Annotated in this window: 14 protein-coding genes; 1 reads left to right on the top strand and 13 read right to left on the bottom strand. The window is 68.8% G+C overall.

Features of this window, described 5'->3' with window-relative positions; translation table 11 throughout:
- The 11 genes from pbpC to H5407_RS05385 form a co-directional block, all read right to left on the bottom strand.
- Positions 1-1780: penicillin-binding protein 1C (gene pbpC / locus H5407_RS05335; protein WP_404935595.1), on the bottom strand; the 1780-nt coding region annotated here is incomplete at its 3' end.
- Positions 1781-1852: 72 nt separating this feature from the next.
- Positions 1853-6916 carry an alpha-2-macroglobulin gene (locus H5407_RS05340; RefSeq protein WP_220800489.1) on the bottom strand — a complete coding sequence of 1688 codons (5064 nt, stop codon included), beginning with the start codon at positions 6914-6916 and terminating at the stop codon, positions 1853-1855.
- A gap of 167 nt (positions 6917-7083) precedes the next feature.
- Positions 7084-8025, bottom strand: coding sequence for a pseudouridine synthase (locus tag H5407_RS05345; protein ID WP_183103406.1), 942 nt, complete (start codon positions 8023-8025; stop codon positions 7084-7086).
- Positions 8022-8933, bottom strand: coding sequence for a hypothetical protein (locus H5407_RS05350; protein ID WP_183103407.1), 912 nt, complete (start codon positions 8931-8933; stop codon positions 8022-8024). Before H5407_RS05350 ends, H5407_RS05345 begins: the two co-directional genes overlap by 4 nt.
- A gap of 70 nt (positions 8934-9003) precedes the next feature.
- Entirely contained in the window at positions 9004-10305 is a 1302-nt protein-coding gene (locus tag H5407_RS05355) for a UDP-N-acetylglucosamine 1-carboxyvinyltransferase (RefSeq protein ID WP_183103408.1), read from the bottom strand.
- A gap of 106 nt (positions 10306-10411) precedes the next feature.
- The gene (locus H5407_RS05360; RefSeq protein ID WP_183103409.1) at positions 10412-13225 is read right to left on the bottom strand and encodes a patatin-like phospholipase family protein; all 2814 of its coding nucleotides are present in this window, start codon (positions 13223-13225) and stop codon (positions 10412-10414) included.
- A 45-nt stretch (positions 13226-13270) separates the two neighbouring features.
- On the bottom strand, positions 13271-14905 hold the full coding sequence (locus tag H5407_RS05365) for a PAS domain-containing methyl-accepting chemotaxis protein (RefSeq protein ID WP_183103410.1): 1635 nt from the start codon (positions 14903-14905) through the stop codon (positions 13271-13273).
- A 242-nt stretch (positions 14906-15147) separates the two neighbouring features.
- Positions 15148-15561 (bottom strand): YkgJ family cysteine cluster protein, encoded by a 414-nt coding sequence (locus tag H5407_RS05370; protein ID WP_183103411.1) that lies wholly within the window; start codon positions 15559-15561, stop codon positions 15148-15150.
- A 112-nt stretch (positions 15562-15673) separates the two neighbouring features.
- On the bottom strand, positions 15674-16750 hold the full coding sequence (locus tag H5407_RS05375) for a pre-peptidase C-terminal domain-containing protein (RefSeq protein ID WP_183103412.1): 1077 nt from the start codon (positions 16748-16750) through the stop codon (positions 15674-15676).
- Positions 16751-17202: 452 nt separating this feature from the next.
- Positions 17203-18375 carry a glycerophosphodiester phosphodiesterase gene (locus H5407_RS05380; protein ID WP_255501085.1) on the bottom strand — a complete coding sequence of 391 codons (1173 nt, stop codon included), beginning with the start codon at positions 18373-18375 and terminating at the stop codon, positions 17203-17205.
- 71 nt (positions 18376-18446) lie between these two features.
- Positions 18447-20603 (bottom strand): sensor domain-containing diguanylate cyclase, encoded by a 2157-nt coding sequence (locus tag H5407_RS05385; RefSeq protein WP_183103413.1) that lies wholly within the window; start codon positions 20601-20603, stop codon positions 18447-18449.
- Between the two features lie 323 nt (positions 20604-20926).
- Here H5407_RS05385 and H5407_RS05390 point away from each other — a divergent pair, with 323 nt between their 5' ends.
- A complete protein-coding gene (locus H5407_RS05390) occupies positions 20927-21190 on the top strand; it encodes a hypothetical protein (protein WP_183103414.1) in 264 nt (87 codons plus the stop codon).
- A gap of 322 nt (positions 21191-21512) precedes the next feature.
- Here the strand turns inward: H5407_RS05390 and H5407_RS05395 are convergent, their stop codons facing one another.
- Positions 21513-21884 (bottom strand): hypothetical protein, encoded by a 372-nt coding sequence (locus H5407_RS05395; protein ID WP_183103415.1) that lies wholly within the window; start codon positions 21882-21884, stop codon positions 21513-21515.
- Between the two features lie 623 nt (positions 21885-22507).
- Positions 22508-23104: a hypothetical protein gene (locus H5407_RS05400; RefSeq protein WP_310737619.1), complete on the bottom strand. Its 597-nt coding sequence runs from the start codon at positions 23102-23104 to the stop codon at positions 22508-22510.
- Positions 23105-23229 lie beyond the last annotated feature (125 nt).

The raw sequence follows: 23229 nt of genomic DNA on the forward strand, positions 1-23229 counted from the left end.
GGCGGCGCGGTGCGAGCTGCTGGGGCCCGAGGGCGGCGGCCAGGTCGCGCAGCAGCGGCGCCGCGCTGTTGGCGCCGAAGTGGCCCGGGTTGGGCGTGCCGTCCGGGCGGCCCATCCAGACGCCCAGGGTGTAGCGATCCGTCACGCCCAAGGCCCAGGCATCGCGGAAGCCGAAGCTGGTGCCCGTCTTCCAGGCAATGCGGGCCTCGGACTCCCGGAAGGGCGCGCCAGGGCGGCCGCCGTTCTCCAGGATCTCCCGCACGATGAAGGCGGCGCCCTCGCTCATCAGGCGCGTCGGGCGCATGGGATCCTCGGCCTGCAGGCGCGGCAGCAGGGCCTCGCCACCGCGGGCCAGGGCCGTGTAGGCGCCCACCAGCTCCTCCAGCCGCGTGCTGCCGCCGCCCAGGATCAGGCTCAGGTTGGGCGTGGCATTGGCCGGCATGCGCAGACGCAGGCCCGCCCCTCGCAACTGGGCCGCGAAACGTTCGGGACCCAGACGCTCCAGCAGGTCCACCGCCGGCACGTTGAGCGAGCGCTGCAGGGCCTCGGACACACTCACCGGCCCCGAGAAATCCGCCTGAAAATTACCGGGCGCATAGCCGCCGAAGTTCTGCGGCGCATCGACCAGCAGGCTTTCGGAGTGCACCAGGCCCTGGTCCAGGGCCATGGCATAGAGGAAGGGCTTGAGCGTGGACCCCGGGGAGCGCAGACCGCGCACCATGTCCACGTGGGCTGCACGCTTCATGTCGCTGAAATCGGCCGAGCCCGCGTAGGCGCGCACGGCGCCGTCGCTGTTGTCCACGACCAGCGCGGCGATGGAGACCTGCTCTGGCAGCGTGTTGAGCCGGTCCAGCAGAACTTGCTCCAGGCGCTGCTGCAGGCCCGCATCCAGCAGGGAAGGCACCACAGCCTGCCCTGCCTTCAGCCCACGCTGGCGCAGACGCTCAGCCAGCAACGGGGCGAGCACGCGCGAGCGCAGGGGGGGTGCAAAGACCCTCTCCAGCTTGGCGTCCTGCACCTGTGCGGCGTTCCAGGCGCCTTGGCTCATGAGGCGATCCAGCACCTTGTCGCGCGCGAGCTGGGCCAGGGCCGGGTGGCGATCGGGTCGCAGCCGCGAGGGGCTCTGCGGCAGAGCCGCCAGCAGCGCCGCTTCGGCATGGGACAGATAGCGCGCGGACTTTCCAAGGTAGGATTGCGCCGCCATCTCCACCCCCTCCACCATGCCGCCCATGGGCGCCTCGTTGAGGTAGAGCGTGAGGATCTCACGCTTGCCGAGGTGCCATTCCAGCTGCAGGGCGCGCAGCATCTGACGCACCTTGGCGCCAACGCTGCGGGTGGCGCAGGTCTGCAGATTGCGCTGGCGATCGGCGCACTCCGCGTCCAGCAGGCGAGCCACCTGCATGGTCAGCGTGGAGCCGCCCGACACCACCTGCCCTGCCCGCAGCCATTGCCACGCGGCCCGCAGCAGGGCCGCCGGATTGATGCCGGGGTGCCACCAGAAGGCGCGGTCCTCGTAGCCCAGCAGGGCCTCGACATACAGCGGCGAGACCTGCTCCAGCGTGACCCGGTGCCGCATGGCGCCGTCCGCGCCCGGCCAGTAGCGCAGCGGCGTGCCGTCCTCGGCCAGCACTGCAACCGCTTCCAGCGGCCGCCGCGCCGGGCTGTCCGGCCAGGCCGCGGCTGGCAGCGGAAAGAGTCGGTCCAGGCCCAGCAGCGCCAGCACGAGGACGGCGAGCACGCACCAGGCCCGGCGGCGCGGGGCCCGGCGCATCAGGCTCAATCGTGCAGGCATGGCCGCGTCATCGATGCGAGGCCTGCACGCCGTTCAGGCGAGCACGATCAGGGCGTGGCTTCATTTTTTGTTGAGGACAGTGATCTCGGCCTCCGACTTGCCGATGCCGCGCAGCTCGGGCCGGTACATATCCTCGGCAAAGGGCGCCGGCACCTGGTAGCGGCCCGGGGTCACCACGCGCACGAGGTAGAAGACATCCAGCGGGCTGCCGTCCAGCTGCGCGGCGGCCACGAAGCGGTCATCTCGGTACTCGGTGTGCACGATGCGCGTGTTCGCGTTGGCCTGGGCGATGTTCTGCCCCTCCACGGTGAACTCGCCGGCCTGCGGTCCCTGGCTGAGGTTGAGGTTCTCCACCTCGAAGCCGGCCGGGATGCGGTCCACGATCAGACCGTCCTTGATGGGGCGCCTGGCCGTGGCGCGCAGGCGCACGACGAGCATCTCGCCGGTAGTGAACTGGCGCGCGGTGACGGGCTTGCCATCGATGGTGAAGAGGCTGCGCTCGATCACGATGCTGTCGGTCTGCGACGACAGGGGCTTGGTCGGATAGCCCTGGGCATGCAGCTCTACGAACAGCGAGCCCTTGCCCTCGTTCTTCAGCACGGCGCCCGCCTTGAGCCGGGTGGCAGCGACGTCGCGCTGTGCCGTCTCCTTGCCGCTGAGCACCTCGGGCGCGCCGCTGCCCGTCTGCAGGCTGGCGCTCCAGCCCTCCCCGCCCGCCTGGCCATGGGCGCTTCGCACCGCCAGGAAGAGCGCCAGGCGCTCCTGGGTGGAGAAGTAGCGGCGGCGGTCGAAGTCGCCGGCCAGGTCGAAGAGCAGGCCTTCGCGGCGTTCGTGCTGGATGCCGTGACGGGCCAGCAGCGCATAGGCCATGGCCTGGTCGCGCACACGGCTGCCGTAGTCGCCCAGCCACTCTTCCCACCACGACTCCTGCGCCGCAGCAAACGACGGGTTGATGCCGTAGGCGCGGTTCAGGCCCTCGTCCAGGGCCTGCCTGGCCCGCTTCTCGTCGCCCATGAGCTTGAGGGCCAGGCCCAGGTGGATCAGGGGCAGGGGCGAGCGGGCATTGCCGCGGTACTGGTCATGCAGGGTCTTGAGCGTGGCCAGCGGCGCCTTCTGCGCGCGCGCCAGCACATAGCCCGCATGGGCCGCTTCGGCAAAGCGCTGGTGGGCGATGCGGATCAGCTCGATGTCGCTGTAGCTGGCCACCCGGCCCTTGTCATCCCGCTTGGGCTCCTTGGGCGGCTGGGTCTGCTGGCCGGGGCTGCGCTGGAACTGCTCCAGGAGGTTGTCCATGGAGCGGCTGAGCATGCTCTCGGGGGGCGCGAAGCCGGCGTCCTTGGCGTCCTGCAGGAAGCCGGTCACATAGGCCGACAGCCAGGCCTCGTAGGGGCTGGTGTTGGCCCAGAGGCCGAAGCCGCCCTTGGCCTGTTGCATGCCGGCCAGGCGGCCGAAGGCGCTGTCCAGGCGGCGGGCACGCTCCTCGCGGGGGACCGGCGTGACGCCGAAGGCCTTGGCGGCCTCCTCATCGATCATGGCCAGCGGGTAGGCGCTGCTGGTGGTCTGCTCAAGACAGCCATAGGGGTAGCCCAGCAGGCCCTTGACCTGCTCGCGGATGTCGATGGGCGGCTTGTCGGAGAGACTCAGCGTGGCGCTGGCCGAGCCGCCCCAATAGCCGTCGAGCAGGTTGGCATCGAGCTTCAGCGTGGCGCCGGGTTCCAGGCGCGTGCGCTTGAGCTCATGAACGGGCGGGGTCAGCGGCTGCAGCTGCAGCGCAGCCTCGCGCGTCAGCTTCAGCTCGCCGGCCTGCACATGCAGCTTGAGCGGCACCAGGCCCGCTGCCTCGGTCGCCTCGACCTGGAAGCTCAGCACCTTGCGCTGCTTGTCGGCCAGCTGCACGGGCTCGGGCTGCGCGGCCACGCGCAGCGGGCCGTCGGCCTCCAGGCGCACCCTGACCTCGCGGGCGCTGCCGGAGAGGTTGCTCACGTCCAGCGCGATGGTGGCCTTATCACCGGGCGAGAGAAAGCGCGGCATGGACAGCTCGGCCACCAGGGGCGCGGCCACCACGGTCTCCGCCTGGGCGCTGCCATAGCTGTCGATACTGGACACCACGGCCATCACGCGCAGGGTGCCGTTGAAGTCCGGCAGCTTGAGGCTCACCGTGGCCTCGCCCTTGGCATCGAGCTGCACCGGGCCGCTGAAGAGGTCCACCAGCAGCACCTTGCGCGGCATGCTCTGGGTGTCGCGCTTGCCGGCATCGCCGCCGAAACGCTGGCGGGCGGCATTGCCCTCCATGCGCTCGATCACTTTGCCGTAGAGGTCCAGCAGGTCGGCGCCGTAGCGGTGCTTGCCGAAGAAGAAATCCTGCGGGTCCGGCGTCTTGTAGCGGGTGATGCTGAGGATGCCCACGTCCACCGCAGACACGGTCACCAGGGCTGGCTTGCCGGCCAGCTGCGGCACCTTGACCTTGATGGGCAGTGACTGCTCCGGCGTGGCCTTCGGCGGCGCGACCAGCTCCACCTTGGGCTTGCGGTCCTCGCGCCACAGGGGCAGGTGCACCAGGCCCAGGGCGCGGGCCGGCGTGACCTTGTCGCCCTGGCTGCCGGGCCGGAAGGCAGCCACGGTGATGTAGAGGTCATGTCGCTTCCAGTCCTCGGCCACGGGGATCTCCACCGTGGTGCCGCGCGCCTTCACGGCCAGGCGCTCGCTCCACAGCACGCGGTCGCCCTCCACCGTCACCAGGGCTTCGCCGTCATGCGGCGGCTTGATCTCAAGCTTCGCCTTCTGGCCCGGCTTGAAGGGCGCTCCCTCCAGCTTGAGCTGCACGCGGTCGGGCCGGTTGCCGACATCGTCGGCATCCTGAGCGCCCCAGCCGGCATAGAAGCCGTAGCGCAGGGTCTGCTGCGTCGTCGGATCGGCGATCTCCAGGCGGTAGCGGCCCCAGCGCACCGGCAGCGCGATCTTGCTGCGCTTGTCCAGCTTGATCTGGCGGGCCTCCACCAGCTCTTCCTGGGTGTTGAAGCCCGAATGCCATCCGCGGCTGTCGTCATAGCGCCAGTACCACTGCCGCTCCTCGTAGACGAGTCGCAGCTGCAGCTCAGCGGCCGGGTGGAACTTGCCGGCGGCATCCACACGGGTCAGCTCGAACTCGGCCAAGCCGCCTTCCTGCACCACGTTGCGATCGAAGAGCGGGCGGATAGCCAGCAGCTGCTCGGCCGGCCACCAGCTGCGCTCCAGCGAGCGCACCACCGGGCGGCCGCCGCTTTCCAGCAGGCTGACGCTGGCGCGCAGCAGCATGGGGGAGCTGCGCTCGCGCAGCGCGGGGTGGAAATTGAGGGTGGTGTGGCCCTTGTCGTCCAGTTCGTCGTCCTCGGCGTCGCTGCGCTTCTGGGCCTTGTCGTCGGCAAAGTCGCCGAAGATGAAGCCGGGCAGTGCGCGGGCCAGGGGGTTGAGCTGACGCTCCGTGTAGAGGCTGGCCTGGACGCGGTTGCCCGAGGCCGGCGCGCCATAGAGGTAGTCGCCCTGCACGTCCACGCGCAGCGCGGCGTCGCCCGTCAGCACGGCCTCGGCGGCGTTGAGCTGCAGCTTCATGCGCTCGGGCAGGAACTCCTCGACCTGGAAGCCCCATTGCGCGTCCGGCTGCTTGGCGGCCGGGTCCACGCGCGCCTGCAGCTGCCAGCGGCCCGTGGGGGCGTCGGCCGGCAGGGTGATGGCCTGCTGGTAGTAGCCGGCGCCGGTGGTCCCCGGGCGTACCAGCAGGGTGGCGGCATTGCTGCCGTCGGGCTTCTTGAGGCTCAGGGTCAGCGGGACGGCCTTGTCCCAGGCGCGACCGTCGGCGTCGCGGGCCAATACCGAGGCCTGGAAACTCTCGCCGGGGCGGTAGAGGTCACGCCCGGCATAGATGAAGAGCTTGTTGTTGCGCGAGGGGTGCCCGATGGCGTCGAACTCCGAGAGGTCCAGCGCCGCATCGTTGAGCGAGAGCACGGACATCTCCTTGCCCCGCCGGGCCAGCACCACGCGGGCCTTGTCCAGCTTCTGGGTGAAGACGCCATGGCCCTGGCCGTCGCTGCTGAGCTGCTGCAGGGCCTTGCCAGCCTCATCCACCAGGGTCAGCTCGGTGCCGGACAGCGCCGTGCCGCTCTTGAGCGAGGTGGCGAACACATCCAGCTGCGCGGCATGGCGGCGCAGGTGCAGGCCGATGTCGGTGACGTAGAAGTGCGTGACCTGGTAGTCCCAGCCGAAACGGCCCGGCGTGTTCATCACCGCCACGTAGATGCCCGGCTCCTGCAGCTCCTTGATGCGCTCGACAGGCAGGAAGGAGACGTTGCGGCGGTTGGAACGCTCGTCAGTGGTGAAGCGGCCGATGTAGACGCTGTCGGACATGCCGCGCAGCTGGTCCAGCACATAGCCGGAGGTCCGGCCCTTGAGCCGGCGGCCCGGATCCTCGTAGTAGTAGCCGCCTTCGTAGTCCTCGCTGCCTTCCTCGTAGCTGGCCGCCTTCGGGCGCTCGCGCCGTCCGCCAACCTGGTCCAGAAAAGCGCTGAGGTTCTCGGGGCGGATGCGCAGGAACTGCACATCGACCTGGGGGGTGTTGACGGTCACGACGGGCAGGCCGCCGTTGATCTCAGCCGGCAGCACGGTGCCGCGGCTGGCGAAGTAGTAGGCGTCGGGCATGGCCTCGCTGGCCACCTCGCACTGCTGGGGCGTGGCCAGCGTCGCGCCGGCCCGGGCCGCCAGCTCGCCGGCCAGCTTCACTCGGAACTTGCGCTCGGGCTTCACGTAGGGGAGGTAGAGCACGCGGGGGTTGTCGCCCAGCACCCAGCGGGCCTCGACGGGCGTGGCCTTGTCGGCCTCCTCGTTGGGGGCGGATTCGGTTGCCGTGAGCAGCTTGCCGAAGTCCTGCCCCCCGGCCAGGGCCTGGGTGAACATCACCGCGATGGCCGGCGAGCCGTCGAAGAGCCGGGCCTTGCAGTCCGCCAGCGCGAAGGCGGCCGGCGGGCCGCTGTCGGCCTCGCTGGCCTCGGGGGCACCGCGCTGGCGCTGCCAGCCCCACCAGCCCGCCGCGGCCACCGCCGCCGCCAGGCCCACGCCTGCCAGGATCTTCACTCCTCTGCCCATCGCTGCCATTGTTCTGCTCCCGCCCCTTGCTCGACCGGGGCGCTGGCAGTGTAGGCCGGCCGGCCTGGCGCGCCAGGCTGCTGTTGCGCCTTGTTGCTCCCTCCTGCTGGGGTGATGGCAGGGCGCGAAGGCCGCAAATCGCACAGGGGCGCTCGAGGCCCGCAGCGGCCGCCCCGTCAGGCCGTGGGCGCGCCGCCTGCGGCCTCGACCAGCGCCAGCTGGCGCTCCGAACGGAAGGCCCGCGGCGCCCCGCTGACGGGATCGACGAAGGCGATGGACCGAGCCAGCAGCTGCAAAGGCTGGTCAAAGTCCTCGCGCGGCGGCTGCAGCAACGGATAGATGCGATCGCCCGCCAGGGGCAGGCCCAGTGCGCACATCTGCGCCCGCAGCTGGTGCTTCTGGCCGGTCAACGGACGCAGCTCGTAAAGCGCCCGCCCCGGGCCCAGCAGCCGCAGGCAGCGGATGTCGGTCTCGGCATTGGGCTCGCCCGGCGCCTCAGCCATCTGCATGAAGGCCTCGCCTTCGCGTTCCACGAGCCGGCTGCGGTAACGTTGTGGCAGCGCAAGCCCGGAAGGTGGCGCCGCAGCCACGGCTTCGTAGACCTTGTCCACGCTGCGTTCGCGAAAGAGGCGCTGATAGGCATCGCGGTGCGCGGGCTGCACGCAGAACACAGTGAGCCCCGCCGTCTCGCGGTCCAGGCGATGGATGGGGGTCAGGTCTTGCAGGCCCAGGCGACGCTTGAGCCGGGTCAGCAGAGTCTGCTGCACATGGCGGCCCTTGGGCGTCACCGAGAGGAAATGCGGCTTGTCGGCCACCACCAGCTGATCGTCCACATGGACCAGCAGCTCCTCGAAGGGCACGGGAGTCTCCCGGGCCACACGGCGGTAGTAGTAGATGCGCTGCCCGCCGCGGTAGGGCGTGCCCTCAGGCAAGACCTGACCCTGCGGGCCCAGCACCTCGCCGCCGGCCATGCGCCCGGCCCAGTCCTCGCGGCTGACCAGGGGCAGGCGATGGGCCAGGAAGTCCAGCAGCAGCGGCCAGTCCCCCGGCGGGCAGGCCAGGGCCGAGGCGCTGACACCCTCGCGCATGGGCAGGGCCAGCTTGGGCGGACGGCTCATTCAATGACGGGGCCGCCGCGGGCCCGCTCGTCCATATAGCGGTTGACGCGCTGGCGGTCCTGCTCGTCCAGAGGCTCCCTGCGCCAGCTGCGCTGCCAGGCTTCGCGGTCCTTCTCCTGCGCCAGGCGGCGCACGGCGGCGTCGATGGCCTCGATCTGCTGACGGCCGTCGGCATTGCGCGTGCAGGCCACGGTGGCCAGCTGCGTGCTGCGGCCCTCGGCCAGGGGCAGCTTGACCAGGTCGTCCCCGCCGTTGAGGCGCATGAACTCATCGACCACCGAGGGGTACTCCAGCGTGTAGTCCATACGCCGGGCCCGCAGCATGTGCAGCAGGTGCATGTTGCGATTGGGCACCACCGTGCGCGGCGCGGCATCTCCCGCCTGCTTCAGCAAGGCGTCGATGCGAGGCCCGAAGGCACGATCCCGCGGCAGCAGGCCCTGCAATTCCTGACGCTGCAGCAGATCCGCCAGCTGCAGGGGCTGACCGGTGATCGCGGTCTCGAACTGCGCCAGGCGGTCCTTGTGGACGACCACATGCAGCTGGCGCGAGAACAGCGGCGGATAGAGGTGGCTGAAATAGAGCCAGCCCAGGCGCTCCGGCGTCTTCACATGCAGGACGGAGCACAGTGTCTGGCCCTGGCGCGCCTGGAGCTCGAAGCGGGTGAAGGGCATCTCCAGCAGCACGTGGCGGTACTGCGGCAGGCGCCGCACCAGGATGCGCATGAAGCCGTCGAGCTCGCCCTGGCCGATGTCCTCCACCGTCTGCGGCACCTGGCCAGGCCGTACGTAGCTGAAATGCGGCGGCACGTCCTGCACCAGCCAGTGCAGGGTCGGCAGCGGCTCTGTCGCCCGTGCCGCGCAGGGCAGCAGGGCCAGACTCAACAGCAGGGACGACAGGAACTTGGCCATGGGCCGGGGCAGCGTTCGGACAGCAGGAAACTCGCCGCAGTATCAGGGTTGGGCCAGCCCAAGGGGCGGGTCAGTCCCCCTCCACCCACTCGATACGGGCACCGAGCGTGCAGATGTTCTCGACGAAATGCGGGTGCGCCCGCCGGATGGGCGTGGCATTGCGGATCACCGAGCGCCCCGGGATGGACGCCGCCACCATCAGCAGGGCGATGGCCACGCGGATGATGTAGGGGCTCTCCACCTCCGCCGCATGCAGGGGCTTGCCGCCGAAGGTGACCATGCGGTGCGGGTCGGACAGGAAGGCATGCGCGCCGAACTTGGACAGCTCCGAGGTCCAGCCCATGGCGCCGTCGTAGATCTTGTTCCAGAACATCACGCTGCCTTCGGCCTTGACGCCCAGGGCCACGAAGATGGGCAGCAGGTCCACGGGCAGGTAAGGCCAAGGCGCCGCCTCGACCTTCTGCAGGATGTTGCGGGTGAAGGGCTCCTTGACCTTCAGCGGGCCCTGCGTGAGGGCGCGCGACCAGCCGTCCTTGTGCTCGATGTGCACGCCGAACTTGGCGAAGGTGCGGTCGATCAGCGGGAACTGCTCGGGCTGGGAATTCTTCACCTGGACGTCGCCGCCCGTGATGGCGCCCAGGGCCAGGAAGGTGACGATTTCGTGGAAGTCCTCGGCGAAGCTGAAGTCTCCGCCGCCCAGGCGCTCCACGCCGGTGATCTTGAGGCGCGAGGTGCCCAGGCCTTCGATCTTCGCGCCCAGCATCTGCATGAAGGCGCAGAATTCCTGCACATGCGGCTCCGAGGCCGCGTTCATCAGCGTGGACGTGCCCTGCGCCAGCGCGGCGCAGAGCACGAAATTCTCGGTGGTGGTGACGGAGGCGTAGTCCGTCCAGTGGTCATTGCCCTTGAGCGGGCGGTCCACGCTCAGCAGCAGGCCATCGGGCAGGCGTTGCACGCTGGCACCGAAGCGTTCGAAGACTTCCACATGCGGATCGATCTCGCGAGCGCCCAGGGTGCAGCCCTTGACGTCGTCCTCGATGCGGGCGGCGCCGAAGCGCGCCATCAGGCCGGGCACCAGCATGATGGACGAGCGCATTTCCTCGGGCAGGCGGTCGGTGGCGGCGTCGAAGTGGGTGTCCCGGTGGTGCACGTCCAGGATGCCGGTCTTGTAATCGACCTCGACCGTGCTGCCCAGCTTGCGGAAGACCTCGAGGATCTTCTTGACGTCGGTGATCTCGGTAATGCCCCGCAGACGCACCGGCTCGGCGGTGAGCAAGGTGGCACAGAGGATGGGCAGGATGGCGTTCTTGTTGGCCGAGGGGATGATGCGGCCAGCCAGCGGGGTACCGCCGTGAACAATCAGATTCGACATGGATGCTGCAGCGAGAGGGTCGGGCCCCTGGAATGGGGGACGGGCCGATTATCCCGGATCGGCCGCGAGGGCTGGCGCGTCGGGGCAATGGGGCCGTCGCCCCCCTTCAGCGCGTCAGCCGCCGGTACAGCCAGGTGGTGCCCAGCGACAGCAGGCCAACGCCCGCCAGCGCCAGCGCGAACAGCAGCGGCAGCATCATCCACAGGGGGCCCAGGGTGCCGGGCAGCAGCACCAGGCCCAGGCCATACACGACGAGCCCCCTGACGTAGCGCAGCCGCCGCCGCCAGGTGGCCCCGCTCTGTCCGAACAGCCAGCGCCCGACAGACCAGCGCAGCAGCAGCTCATGAACGGCCCGCAGGCCCAGCATGAGGGCCGAACGGCGCAGCCACCGGCCCAGCGCGGCAAAACCCGTCCGCCAGAGGCCAGGCGCGGCCAGCCAGCGCTTGAAGGCCAGCCAGGCCAGGGGCAGTGCCGGCGGCGCCAGCAAGGGCAGGTAGTGCCAGGCCGCCACCTGAGCCCACAGCGCGGACAGCGTCGCCGCGCCCAGCAGGCCCGGCCCCTGGGGCAGGCAGGACAGGCTTCGCCAGAACGCCACCAGGGCAGCGTCCAAGGCGGCCGGCCAGGGCCAATGCCAGGCCGCAGCCATCAAGAGCACCAGCAGCAGCAGGCAGCTGAGCGGCCACAGGCGCGGCAGGCGCAAAAAGCGGTGACTGGCCACGGCAAGGACATCCTGCTCCCGGGCCGTGGGCCCTGGCAGATCCGGCAGCTCGCGCTGCGCCACCTGCACAGGCCTGCCAGCGCCGGGCGCGAAACGACGCTGCAGGTGCCGCTCAGCCTGATGCTCGCCCTGCTGGATCAGGGCGTTTTGCTCAATCGGGCCGAACACATCGAGGTCCGTGCGAACGGCCGACAGCAGCTGGCCGCGGCTGCCCGGCCTGTTGAGGTCCGCCGCGGGAGCGATGCGAAAAGTGCTCAGGGCCGTCAGCGAGCGGGCGCCGACGAACTGGGCGGCGTCCCCGCCCACGGCGCCGGCCGCCAAGGTCTCGAAGGCTTCGCCCATGCGCCGGCGCTCGCGCAGCTCATGCCGGAACAGCTGGTTGGGCCGCTCGCTCAGCAGTTCCACCAGGCGCCCCATGAGGCCGATGCGGCCCACCGACACCTCGCGGGCGCGGGTGTCGAAGACGCCGCCGGGATCACTGGCGATGATCATGGTGCACTGCTCGTCCAGCAGGGCGGTGCTGCCCAGGTTGTCAAACACGCCACCATCGGTGAGGCCCAGCGCGCGGATCTTGCGATCGTCCACCAGGGTCGACAGCACATGGGGCGGGAACACGGGCGGAAAGGAGGCCGAGGCCGCCACGGCCTCCGACAAGGGCATGTCCTGCCAGTCCCGCCAGACATGGGGTGACATGAACTCGGCGCAACGGCACTGGTAGACCTCGATCACCAGCAGCAGGAGCGCGTCGGCCCAGTCCTGCAGGGGCGCCGCGCTCATGCCCTGGGCCTGGCCGCCCCCTTGCAGCATCGCCGCCGCGCCCGCACCCGGCTCCAGGCCCAGCGCCGGCAACCAGCCGTCGTCCACGGCCTTGAGCGCTTCAATGAAGCCCGCCGCCAGCTGCAGGTCGCTCATGCCATCGCGCACGGCAGGGCCGCCCTTGATGCCATGCCGGCCGACGCGCAGCAGCCAGGCGAAGTTCTTCAGCTGCCGGGCCCTGCCCATCTCGATGTCCCGCAGCAGGGTGGCCAGCCTGGGCACGGTCCTCGACTTCGCGGCCGGCCCCTGCCGGCAGGACGCCAGGCGCGCCTGCAGGGCGAGCAGGCGCGGCCATTGCAGGGGCTGCTCCGCTTCGCGCCACCAGCACAGCAGCGGCCAGCGGTCCAGCATCTGCGCCCGGACCTCGGCCTCGTCCGGCATGGTGGCCACGCGAAATTCCTTGCAGTAGGCCCGCGACAGCTCGGCCAGCGCCTGCTCGACCTGTTCCGGCGCCGCCTGCGCAGAGCCAAGGGAACGGGCTTCCTGCTGCAGCCATTTGCGCGGCCACAGGTCGCCCCGGATGTCGGCCTGCCGCACATAGCCCAGGTACCACTCGCCAAACTCCGCATGCGAAAACCAGAAGCGGCCGCTGGAGTTCAGCGAGGTGGTGTTGACGATCAGCCGGGTGACGGCGGAGGCCGGCTTCGCGCCGGGCGCCGGGCTCCACAAGGCGGCGTGGTTGTAGTTCTCCGTGCCGCCCTGCGCATCGACCCGCGCCGCGCACATGCGCAGCGCACGCAGGCTCAGGCGAGGCTGGGCGAACTTCGGTCGCCTGCGGATGAAGTCCGTGAAGGGCCCCTCCGGGCAGCCCCCCTGCCGCCGCTGTAACGCGGCCGACTGCTTGTGCAGCTGCTGGCAGACCCGATTGAACAGCTGTGCGTCCAGGTAGCGCGCAAAGTGCTTGCCCAGCGAGGCCAGGCCGAGGCTGATCGCTGTCCATCGCCCCACGTTCAGCAGCAGTCGCATGCGCAGGTTCTGGCTGACGATCTCGCGGATGCGCGCCTCCACCTCGGCGACGATGCCTACGTAGTCGTCCACCTCCAGGCGCAGGGGCCCGCTGCCCGGCACCCGTGCATCCCGGTCCTCCAGCACTTGCTTCAGCTGCAGCACATACAGCGCCCCCACCAGGCTGCCCCCGGACACCGTGGAGAGCACCTCCACATACCTCAGCAGATCGGCCCGGGCCAGGTAGCGCAGCACGCCCACATGGAAAAGGCTGGCCCGGAAACCGCCGCCGGCCAGGGCCAGGCCCAGCTTCTCGCGCCGTGCCGTGCCGTGCCTGCTGCTAGAGGCCGGCGACGGATCGTCCTCGACCATGGGCTGCGGGCTCTGGGCGTCAGGGTGCTGATCGTCAGGGTGCTGGGCGTCAGGGTGCTGGTCTTGCATGGGGGGCGACTGTACGGCCTCGGGACCGCTGCGTCGCCCCCACGCTCAGACCACAGGCCGCACCTGCAGGCCCTGGCGCCTGGCCTTGGCCGACTTGCGCAGGGCCACGGCATCCGGAGCCTCTGCAGCCTCCCGCTGCCACTCCACCTTGAAGATACTCACCGTGTCACTGACGGTGTCCGCCTGGTCCTTGAGGGCAGCGGCGGCGGCCGCGATCTGCTCGACCAGGGCGGCGTTCTGCTGCGTGATGATGTCCAGGCTGGCGACGGCCGAGTTGACCTGCGAGATGCCGTCCAGCTGCTCGGTGGCCGCACGCTCGATGCCGCTGATCAGGGCCGCGACCCGCTGCACCGACTCGACGGCACCATGCATGGTCTGCTGTGCCTCCCCTGCGTGCCGATGGCCGGCCTCCACGTCGGAGGCAGAGGCTTCGATGAGCGCCTTGATCTCCCGCGCCGCCGTAGCCGAGCGCTGGGCCAGGGCCCGCACCTCGCTGGCCACCACGGCAAAGCCACGCCCCGAATCCCCGGCCCGCGCGGCCTCCACCGCAGCATTGAGGGCCAGAATATTGGTCTGGAAGGCGATGGTGTCGATGACCTGGATGATGTCGGCCATCTTGCTGGAGGACTGTCGGATGGCATCCATGGTGCGCGATACCTCGTCCACCGCCGCCTGCCCGTTGGCGGCCACGGCACTGGCCTCGCGAGCCAGCACCGTGGCCTGGTGGGCCGAGGCAGTGGTCTGGCGCACGGTGCCGGTGATCTGCTCCATGGAGGCCGCTGTCTGCTGCAGGCTGCTGGCCTGCGACTCGGTGCGCTGGGACAGCTCCAGATTGCCCGTGGCGATGTCCGAGGTAGCGGCCTGCATCTTGTGGGCCTCGGTGCGCGCGTCGCGCACCACCGATTGCAGGTTCACATTGAGCTGATTCATGGCCAGCGCCAGTCGCCCGCTGTGCCCCCTCTGGCACTGGCTGATGCTTTGGGTCAGATCGCCCGCCGCCATGCGGTTGGCAAAGGGCAGTAGGTCATCCAACGGGCCGGCCAGCAGCCGCCGGGCCAGCCAGCTGCCTGCCAGGGCACTCAGCACGCCGGCAGCCACGGCCCAGGCGCTGCCCAGCTGGAACACCAGGGCCAGCAGCAGGGCCTGCAGCAGGAAAAGGCCGGCCAGCGCGCCCTGCGGCCCGAGCTGCAGGCGAGCCCTCAGCCGCCCTAGGAGATCGACACGCACGAGCTGGCCGCGGTGCAGGCGGTGCAGCGGCCGCCCCTGGTCCGCCTCGTGGCGCAGCTTGCGGTAGAGGGCCTCGGCGGCCCGCACGTGCTCGCGCTCAGGCTCCGTGCGCACCGACATATAGCCGGCCACGCGCGAGCCCTCCATCAGCGGTGTCACATTGGCCATCACCCAGTAGTGGTCGCCGTTCTTGCGGCGGTTCTTAACTAGGCCGGACCAGGGATGGCCGCTGGCGATGGTCTCCCACATGTCCCGGAAGGCCTCTGGCGGCATGTCTGGATGGCGGATCATGTTGTGGGGCTGGCCCAGCAACTCGTCGCGCTCGAAGCCGCTGACCTCGACGAAGGCCGGGTTGCAGTAGAGGATGCGCCCTTGAAGATCCGTGGTTGATACCAGGTTCTGCCCGGGCGGAAAGAGGTACTCGCGGTCGGTGACCGGTTGGTTGTTGCGCACGACGATTTCCTTCCTGATGAATGGTCAGGCGGAACAGCCGCTGCGTCTTTTTCACCCTCGACGCATAAAGCCGTCAAGCCCGAATGACACCCTGGCTCTGCGGCCATTGGGCAGTCTTTTTAACCCAAGCGCGGCTGCGCCTCAAGCGGCCTAGCGGCTGGGATCGTCGGGCGGGCGGTTGCAGGCCAAGGCGCCGGTCAGGGAGGGAAGATGCGGGCGGGATGCTGCGGCCAGCCGCAGCGTCAGTCGCGCGAAGCCGGCTCCCGACGTGCGCCGTAGGGGCAGTGGCCGGGCCGCGGCCCCACCTGCGGGTGCTTGCGGCAGATGTCGGGGCGGCGCTCGTACACCGTGCATCGCCGGCTCTGCGCGTCAAGGAACTGGCAGTCCCCACCGGCGCGACGGGCCAGTTGGAAGATCTCGTGCTTGAAGCTGAAGTGCTCGATCACCCCGGCCTTGGCCAGGCGCTTGGCGATATGCTTGGGTGCCTCGTGCTCGGCCTCGAATGCATCGACCAGGCCCAGCCGCACCAAGTCGGCCAGGCGGGCCTCCACGGGCATGGTGCAGCAGTTGGCGGCGCAGCTGTCGCACAGGCCCTTGCGGTAGCGCGTCCAGGTCTCCGTGCGATCAACATCGACGATGTGGATGGACGATCTCATGGCAGGGGTCGGGCGAAGAAGGGAAAGCCCGGCATCCTAGCGTGCCGCCCGCCCCTTGCGCCGGGGCGGGCGGCCTTGGATCCCCGCTCATCGCGTCAAATCACCGGCGGCCTCAACTCAACGTGGCCACCAGGCTGGCGCCCGAGACCGCGGCATAGGCCTGCACCAGCACGTAGTACTTGGCGCCGGCCGCGACCGGCGTCAAGGTGATGCTCTCGGCATTCGTGGGCCCGTCGGACTTGCGGTCGTAGAGCGTGGGCGTCGGCGCGCCGTTGGCACGCAGGAACAGGTCGCCATCGCCCGCGCCGCCGCTGAGCCGCAGCTGCAGCTGGCGGGCGCCGGCTGCCGGCTTGATGCTGTAGAGCCGCGTCTGCTTGGCGGCCAGGCTCACCGCCACCGGCACGCCGGACGACAGCGGCACCTCGGTGGAGGGCGTGCCCATGCCGATGGCGGCCTTGCGCACGCCCACGTCGATCTCGCCCACATAGCCGCTGGCCGTCTTGGTGACCGTGACGATGTAGGTGCTGCCGCCATCGCTGAGATAGATGCTGTCGGCCTCGTTGGGCGTGCGCCGCGCGCCCTGCTGGTAGACGGGGTAGCTGCTGAAAACCTCGTTGGCGGTGCTGGCCGCGAAGTAGAGCTGGGCCACGAACACGTCCGGCAGGTTGCGCCCGTCGTCATTGGGACGCAGGTTGCGGGCCTGGCTCTGGATGGAGAAGTGGATGTGCAGGGCGCGGCCCGTGTAGCTACCGGGGAACAGGGTCAGGAACTCGGCCTGGCCATTGGCGTCGGTGCGCTGGTAGCCGCGGCAGAAGTCCTGGCCCACGGTGTTGAAGGGCGCATAGCCGGCGTAGGTGCCGACGGCATCGGCGCCCCAGATGTCCACCACCGCACCCGGGATGGGCGCGCAGGCGTTCTCGACGTCATGGATGCGTATCTTGAGCGTCAGCGGCGCACCGGGCTTGAGGCTGGTGTTGCCGCGCGAGTTGGCGCGCAGGTCGCGCCGCTCCAGGGGGTCGATATTGGGATAGGGCCCGGCGGTGGACTCGATGTCGTTGCGGCAGGCCGCCGCTGCCGCTCCGTAGAGCAGCTCACCGCTGGCGGCCTCGCGCCCGGTGAGGGCGAGGACGGACGCCGCGCCCATCAGCTGCAGGGCCTGGCGACGGGGGGCTTGGGATGACTTGGTCATGGATCACCTTTCAAGAGTGCCCGGGCCCGAAGACCTGTGCACCTTGTGAGGCAGAGGCGGAAGTGGGCCGGGCGGGGTTGGGATGGAAGGCACCGCAGGCTTGCATCACGCCAGCCCATCCCGGGCGCGGCCGTCGCCCGGGCAGCCCGCGCGAGGTCGGTCCTGCACCGCAGGGCCGACCCGGCGGCCCCGGATAGGAACGCGCCTTCAGGCTCAGCGGTGACGCCATGCTGGGCGATCAACGCCCGGCCAACATCCGGCAAAACCAGTCCACTTAATAACCAGTTGTGTCGTTATGGCCCATTACCGATCCCAGAAAGGTATTAATCTGGATTTATCCATGACGCCTGACGCAGCGGCTTTGTGGGACGCCGAACCGATGCTCACGCAACTAACGCGTTGTGACCGCGCCTTCCACGGCGGCGGCGCGGCGCTCCGCAAGCCCCCGCGCTTCAGTTCGCCGGCTTCCAGCCCTGCACCGCCTGCCGGCCCACGGCCGAATCGTCGGTGAAGAAGCCGTCAATGCCGGCGTCCAGGTAGGCCCGGATCTCGGCCACGCTGTTGCCGCGCGCCGTCGCATCGCTGCCGGGCGTGCCCTGCAGGCTGGCGGGCAGGAAGGCGTTCTCGGGGCGCAGGGTCCAGATGGTGATCTTCAGCCCGGCCGCATGCGCATCGCGGGCAAAGCTGGTGGCCTGCCCGAGGCCGGTGGGCACGCCCTTGGCATCGCGGGTCTGGGGAATCACCCATTCCTTGTACGGCCCCACCGCATAGGCATAGCGCGCGATCTCCTTGAGACCGCTGGCCGTGACCATGTCGGCATAGCCGCGCGTGTTGGCGGCGCCTTCCAGGACGAAGTCCCAGGGCCGGCCACTGCTGTTGATCAACTGCACCAAGCGCACCGTGCTCTTCTGGGCGATGGCCTTGAGGTTGGCCACCTCGAAGGACTGCACGATCACCGGCGCGTCACGGTGGTTCCAACCGTTCTTGTCCAGCACCGCCAGCAGGGCCGGCTCCAGGGGCAGGCCGATGGACTGGAAGTAGGACGGGTGCTTGGTCTCGGGAATGATGCCGATGGTGCGGCCCTTGGCGGCCGTCTGGGCCTTGGCCAGGTCGATCACCTCCTGCAGCGTCGGGATCTCGAACTGGTCGTTGTAGGCCGCGTTGGCCGGGCGCACGGCGGGGATGCGCTCGCGGGCCCGCAGGGTCTTGAGCTCGGCCAGGGTGAAGTCCTCCGTGAACCAGCCGCGGATGCTGACGCCATCAATGCTCTTGGTCCGCAGCCTGTCCTTGAACTCGGGCTTGTCGGCCACATTGCTGGTGGCTTCCTTGACGCTGCCGTCGGCGTTGAGGATGGCAATGGCGTTTTCGTGCCGGGCCACCAGCACGCCGTCCTTGGTGGACACCAGGTCGGGCTCGATGATGTCCGCGCCGTCGTCGATGGCCTTCTGGTAGGCCGCCAGCGTGTGCTCCGGGCGCAGGGCCGAAGCGCCGCGGTGGGCGATCACGGCGGAGGCCAGCGGCCAGTCCTTGGGCTCCGAGGAACTGCCGCCGCAGGCGGCCAGGGCAGCGAGGAGAAGGCCGGCCAGCGGCATCAGGTGACCAAGGATGCGGGGTGAATTCTGCATGCGTAACTCCGGGGAAATGCCCGGAAGCATCGCAGCGCAGGATGACAGCTTGATGCAGGCGTCGGCAGTTTTCAGTGCGCGGTGTAGCGATCCCGCCCCGCGGCCTTGGCCGCATAGAGGCGCTGGTCGGCCCGCTTGAGCAGCTCGCCGGCCTGCACGGGCAGCTCGCCGCCATGCACGGCCACGCCGATGCTGGTGCTGATGCAAACGGCGTGCGACTCCAGCACGAAGGGCGCACGCATGGCCTCGACAAGATTGCCGGCGATGCGCGCCGCGGTGGCCTCGTCCGGCAGCCCTTCGACGATCACCGCGAACTCATCGCCCCCCGGCCGCGCGAGGATGTCTGCACTGCGCAGCGTGCGGGCCAGGCGGCCGGCAAAACCGCGCAGCAGCAGGTCACCTGCCGGATGGCCCAGGCGGTCGTTCACACCTTTGAAACCATCGATGTCCAGCAGCAGCAAGGCCATGCAGCTGGGGCGCGCGCCGGCCCGGCCCAATGCCTCCTGCAGGCGCTGATCAAAGCCGGCCCGGTTCAGCAGGCCGGTCAGCGGATCCGACAGGCTCAGCTCGATCAGGCGGCGCTCCTCCAGTTTCTGGGCCGTGGTATCGACCACCATGGTCACGAAGCCCAGCACGCTGCGGCCATCCTCGCCGAACTGCGGCACGAAGGTCAGACGCTCGCAGTGGTAGCCCTCCTGCGTGGTCTTCTCGGCGTCCAGGGTGACGGGCTCGCCGGCCAGCACACGCTGGATGGCGCTCGCGGCCTGCGCATGGGCCGCCGGGCCGACCACCTCCTGGATCGTGCAGCCCAGCATCGCCGCGCGCGGGCGGCCAAAGTCCCGTTCGAAGGCCAGATTCATGAAGCGGAAGCGCTGCTCCCGGTCCACGTAGCCCACGCGCATGGGCAGTCGGTCGGCGATGCTGCGCATGCGCTGCTCGCTCTGGCGCAGCGCCTCCTCGGCCTGCCGGCGCTCGGTGACGTCGCGCAGCATCAGCTGTGTCTGCCAGCGCCCGCGCGCATCGCGGTAGCGGGCAGTCTGAACGTCAAGCTCCACGCGCCGCCCCTGGCAGGTGACGATGCTCAGGTAGGGCTGCTGGGACACCTGGGGCAGCGCCCCGTTGGCCTGCAGCCAGACCTGCAGTTGCGTGCCCGTACCGGCCGGCAGGGCGGACAGCGGGAGGCCGGGCTGGATGCTGGCGTCCAGGTCCAGGATGCGCCGCGCGGCCGGGTTGAAGGCACGCAGCCGTCCATCGGGCTCGACCATCAGAATGCCCTGCTGCGCATGCTGGAACAGGGCCTGCTGCTGGCGCCGGCTGGCCAGAAGCTCGGTCACGAGACCGCAGATCAGCACGCTGGTGCAGGCCTGTGCCGTGATGTAGCTCCACAAGGCCAGCAGGCCCAGGTGAGCGTCCTGCGAAGCGAAGGGGCCGGCGCCATTGGCCGTGCCCCAGGCCGCCGTGCCGGACAGCAGCAGCACCGCCAGCGAGGCCACCATCACGCCCCCCCGCAGCGCAAGCAGGGCCATCAGGAACAGAGGCAGGGCCAGCAGGGGAAAGGCCAGGCCGGGATGCGGGGGGACCCAGGGCGTGAAGCTCAGCAGCCCGCAGCCCAGCACCATGCCCAGCAGCAGCAGGTTGAGTACACCCCGGCGTCCTGCGAAGCCCTGGCGCAGGGCGCTGGCGCTCAGCGTGATCAGGGGGATGCCGCCCAGCAACGCGCCCACGGCGTCGCCCGTCCACCAGGTGGTCCAGGCCGAGAGCCACTGATCGGGCGCCAGCAGGCCGCTTCCCAGCAGACACAGCGTGCCATTGCTGGCGCTCCCCAGCATGCCAAGCGCCACGGCCAGCAGGTAGACGCCAAGGTCGCGACGGCGGCCCAGCGTGGCGTCGAAGTCCAGACGCGTCAGCACCTGCTTGCTCAACAAGGGGCCCAAGGTGTTGCCCAGCGCAATGCCCGCGACCGCCCACAACGGCCCACCCAGCTCCAGATTGACCAGGAAGGCTGCCGCCAGCACGGCCAGGGCCATGCGGCCGCCCCAGCGGTAGTAGGCCGCCACCGCAATGCCGGTGGGCAGCCAGAACAGGGAGACATGCGTGCCCACATAAGGGATCTGCAGACCCATGCGGGCGGTTAGGTAGTAGCCCAGGGCCACACAGCACAGGCGTGCCAGAAACAGCAGGCCGGGTGGCCCGGCAAAGGCGTGGTGCCGCTGCGCGGTCACGTCCATGAAGATCCCCAACTTGGCGTTACGTTGACGCCCTGGCTACCCTGTGTAACTGCCTCTGACAAGGACTTGCCCAGCCCTTGCGGGGCGACCGCTCGGACCGCTGCGTGCCCCGGTTCGTGCCCCGGTTCGTGCATGAAGGCGCGCGCCGCAATGTGGGCGCTGGCGCTGACATGGGGCTGTCAGATCCCCGATTTTAGGGGATGGCGCCGGTGCAGCCTCCCCATGGCACACTCCCCGCCGCATGTTTTCAAGATGGCGGCCCGCGCCTGATCCGGAACGCGGGCGCGCACAAGGGATGCCAAGACAGCGGGGAGGAGGAAACCATGGACATCGAATGGAGCCAGGCGGCCCTGGGCTTCGGGCCTGCCGTGCTGGTGGTGCTGGTCGGGTATATCGCCTGCTGGGCGTTCCAGGTCTGCTGGAACCACGCCGTCGTTCCGATCTGGCAGCTGCCGCGCATCACCAAGCTGCAGGCCTTTGCCCTGCTGATCCTGGTCAGCCTGACGGGCAGCGCCTGGCAGGGCCTGGCGCAGTACAAGCGGCAGGAGATCGTCACCCGGGCGGTCCCGCCGGCTGGCGACCGCTGAGGCCGGGGCTGCAGCCTGGGCGCCTTCATTCCCGCCGATCATGCGATCAATCTGATCGCACGGACCGTCTGGTCGCCCCTGCAGATGCCTTGAAGAAGTGGGCGCTGGCGGCGCAGTCACGCCTGCGCGCAGGGCCGAGAACATGTTCAAAGCCCTCCCCAGGAATCTTCGACTGTGTTTGTAGATGTCAGTGCGAATTGTAGAAAAGCCCCGGACAGTCTAGCTGCGCGGGGCTCTCTGCAAGTGCTTGTCAGCACTCATGAATTCTGGTGGCCAAGGGCGGAATCGAACCACCGACACGCGGATTCATCCTTACAGAACGTCAGAAGAGGAGATGTCCAGCCCAATTGGCATCTGATGGCAGATCTGGGCTTTGACCCTCAATCCACGCCTCGTGCACAGCCACCACTTCACCACAAGCAACGGTGCCTCGATTGCTTTCATGGGAGAGCCATTTCGTGCCTTCGGCGATGGTCAGGCCACAAAGACACTGAATCAGTGCCGATAGCGAAACAGGCTCACCTGGTCGAAGCTCTATCGTTTCGCTCTCGCCACCGGGGCGCAAAAACAGCTCATGCCGCAAGCCTCCTTCGAACCAGTGTTCGATGCCACCGTCTCTGCCTCGGCTGTAAAGCGTCCTGGCTTCTGCGCCGATCGACTCAAGGCGGACGGTTACGCGATACCAAGTTTGCATCTGTGGCCTCAACGGATGCTCCGCGCAAGGCAGCGGCGCTAGAGCATTGTGCGACAGCTTCCAATGGTGAGTGCTCGTTCGCGCCTGTGTCGGCATTGACGAACATGGCGCTCGGCGACAGCGAAACGCGCGCCTCAGCCTTTGCCCAACCGTGGCAGGTCAGCGGGACCTGAAGCCTTGCGCGAGGACACAGCAGGTCCAGACGGAGCAGGGATCAGGCCCTGGAAAGCAAAAAGCCCGACCATCACTGATCGGGCTTTCGCGAATTCTGGTGGCCAAGGGCGGAATCGAACCACCGACACGCGGATTTTCAACACAAGGAACGGTCAGGCGAGCTCCGCTGAAATCTTTAGCATCGTCAACGAGTTACGGTACTGCCGAACCGAGTGTCGACCGAACGACCGAACTCTGAACCGAACCCCTTGCCTCGGCAGCCACTATGGCGATGGGCGTTTTCCTCATGCCTGACAAGGCAATACGTCTACCGAGCACCGAACTTGGCACCCGAACCTTCAAGTTCGGTCTACCCACCCTCTTACTTTTGGGCGGGATCCGAGTGGAGCACCGATCAGGTAAGACCCGATGCACTGGCGCCCTGCCCTCCCTGCCTCGGTCACTTCTTGCTAGCTCACCTTGCCCTTTGCAGGGCGCAGCTTTGCTGTCATTGCCACGTTCCAGGAGACGAGGCGCTCGCTACTGTGATTGCACAGCCAACGTTCCACGCTTGCCGCGATACCTTCGGCGTCTGCCCCCAGGGCAGCAAAGCCAGACACAGGAGGGCCGATGCGCTCAATCACGGTCCGTAATGCGTGGCCGTTAATGCACTTCACAATGTACTCGGCATGCCCTGTCAGTGCATGCTCCATCTGGATGCGTTTCCAGCACTGACTATGGAACAGCTGGTTTGCAATCTTCGCCCCGGTCTCATGATCAACCGCTGGAGACTCGCGCCACCTGTCACGCATGCGGTTGCGTGAGATGCCTGCATATCGAATTCGACTGTCTTCGGCGCCCCCGACAAGATAGAGGCAAGGCACCCGTTCATTCCAGACCTCTTGATCTAGGACGGTGTACCGAGCCCGCAGCCACGGTCCGTAGCGCGCATCCGTAGTCGGCACGCTTCGTCTCCAGAGCCGGCCACCAATCCCAGAAATCTGCAAAACCGGCTTTGCCTCCGCATAGATCGTGGAAGCAATTTGCTCAGCGCGCTCTGGACTCACGTCTTTACCCCGTCGGCAAAGGGCGCGACGTTATTACCTATAGACCCGAACTCATCCTCGGCGTGAAAAGCTGAGCCTCACCGAGAAGATCTTATTGTCAGCTTCGCACATGCAGCAGAAGTTCA

The organism is Mitsuaria sp. WAJ17, assembly GCF_014174515.1.
Taxonomy (GTDB): Bacteria; Pseudomonadota; Gammaproteobacteria; order Burkholderiales; family Burkholderiaceae_C; genus Roseateles_B.

What these genes read in the sequence shown, in the direction of transcription:
- H5407_RS05340 (WP_220800489.1), bottom strand. Translation starts at nt 6,916, where the DNA reads ATGGCAGCGATGGGCAGAGGAGTGAAGATCCTGGCAGGCGTGGGCCTG.
- H5407_RS05345 (WP_183103406.1), bottom strand. Translation starts at nt 8,025, where the DNA reads ATGAGCCGTCCGCCCAAGCTGGCCCTGCCCATGCGCGAGGGTGTCAGC.
- H5407_RS05350 (WP_183103407.1), bottom strand. Translation starts at nt 8,933, where the DNA reads ATGGCCAAGTTCCTGTCGTCCCTGCTGTTGAGTCTGGCCCTGCTGCCC.
- H5407_RS05355 (WP_183103408.1), bottom strand. Translation starts at nt 10,305, where the DNA reads ATGTCGAATCTGATTGTTCACGGCGGTACCCCGCTGGCTGGCCGCATC.
- H5407_RS05360 (WP_183103409.1), bottom strand. Translation starts at nt 13,225, where the DNA reads ATGCAAGACCAGCACCCTGACGCCCAGCACCCTGACGATCAGCACCCT.
- H5407_RS05370 (WP_183103411.1), bottom strand. Translation starts at nt 15,561, where the DNA reads ATGAGATCGTCCATCCACATCGTCGATGTTGATCGCACGGAGACCTGG.
- H5407_RS05375 (WP_183103412.1), bottom strand. Translation starts at nt 16,750, where the DNA reads ATGACCAAGTCATCCCAAGCCCCCCGTCGCCAGGCCCTGCAGCTGATG.
- H5407_RS05380 (WP_255501085.1), bottom strand. Translation starts at nt 18,375, where the DNA reads ATGCAGAATTCACCCCGCATCCTTGGTCACCTGATGCCGCTGGCCGGC.
- H5407_RS05385 (WP_183103413.1), bottom strand. Translation starts at nt 20,603, where the DNA reads ATGGACGTGACCGCGCAGCGGCACCACGCCTTTGCCGGGCCACCCGGC.
- H5407_RS05390 (WP_183103414.1), top strand. Translation starts at nt 20,927, where the DNA reads ATGGACATCGAATGGAGCCAGGCGGCCCTGGGCTTCGGGCCTGCCGTG.
- H5407_RS05395 (WP_183103415.1), bottom strand. Translation starts at nt 21,884, where the DNA reads ATGCAAACTTGGTATCGCGTAACCGTCCGCCTTGAGTCGATCGGCGCA.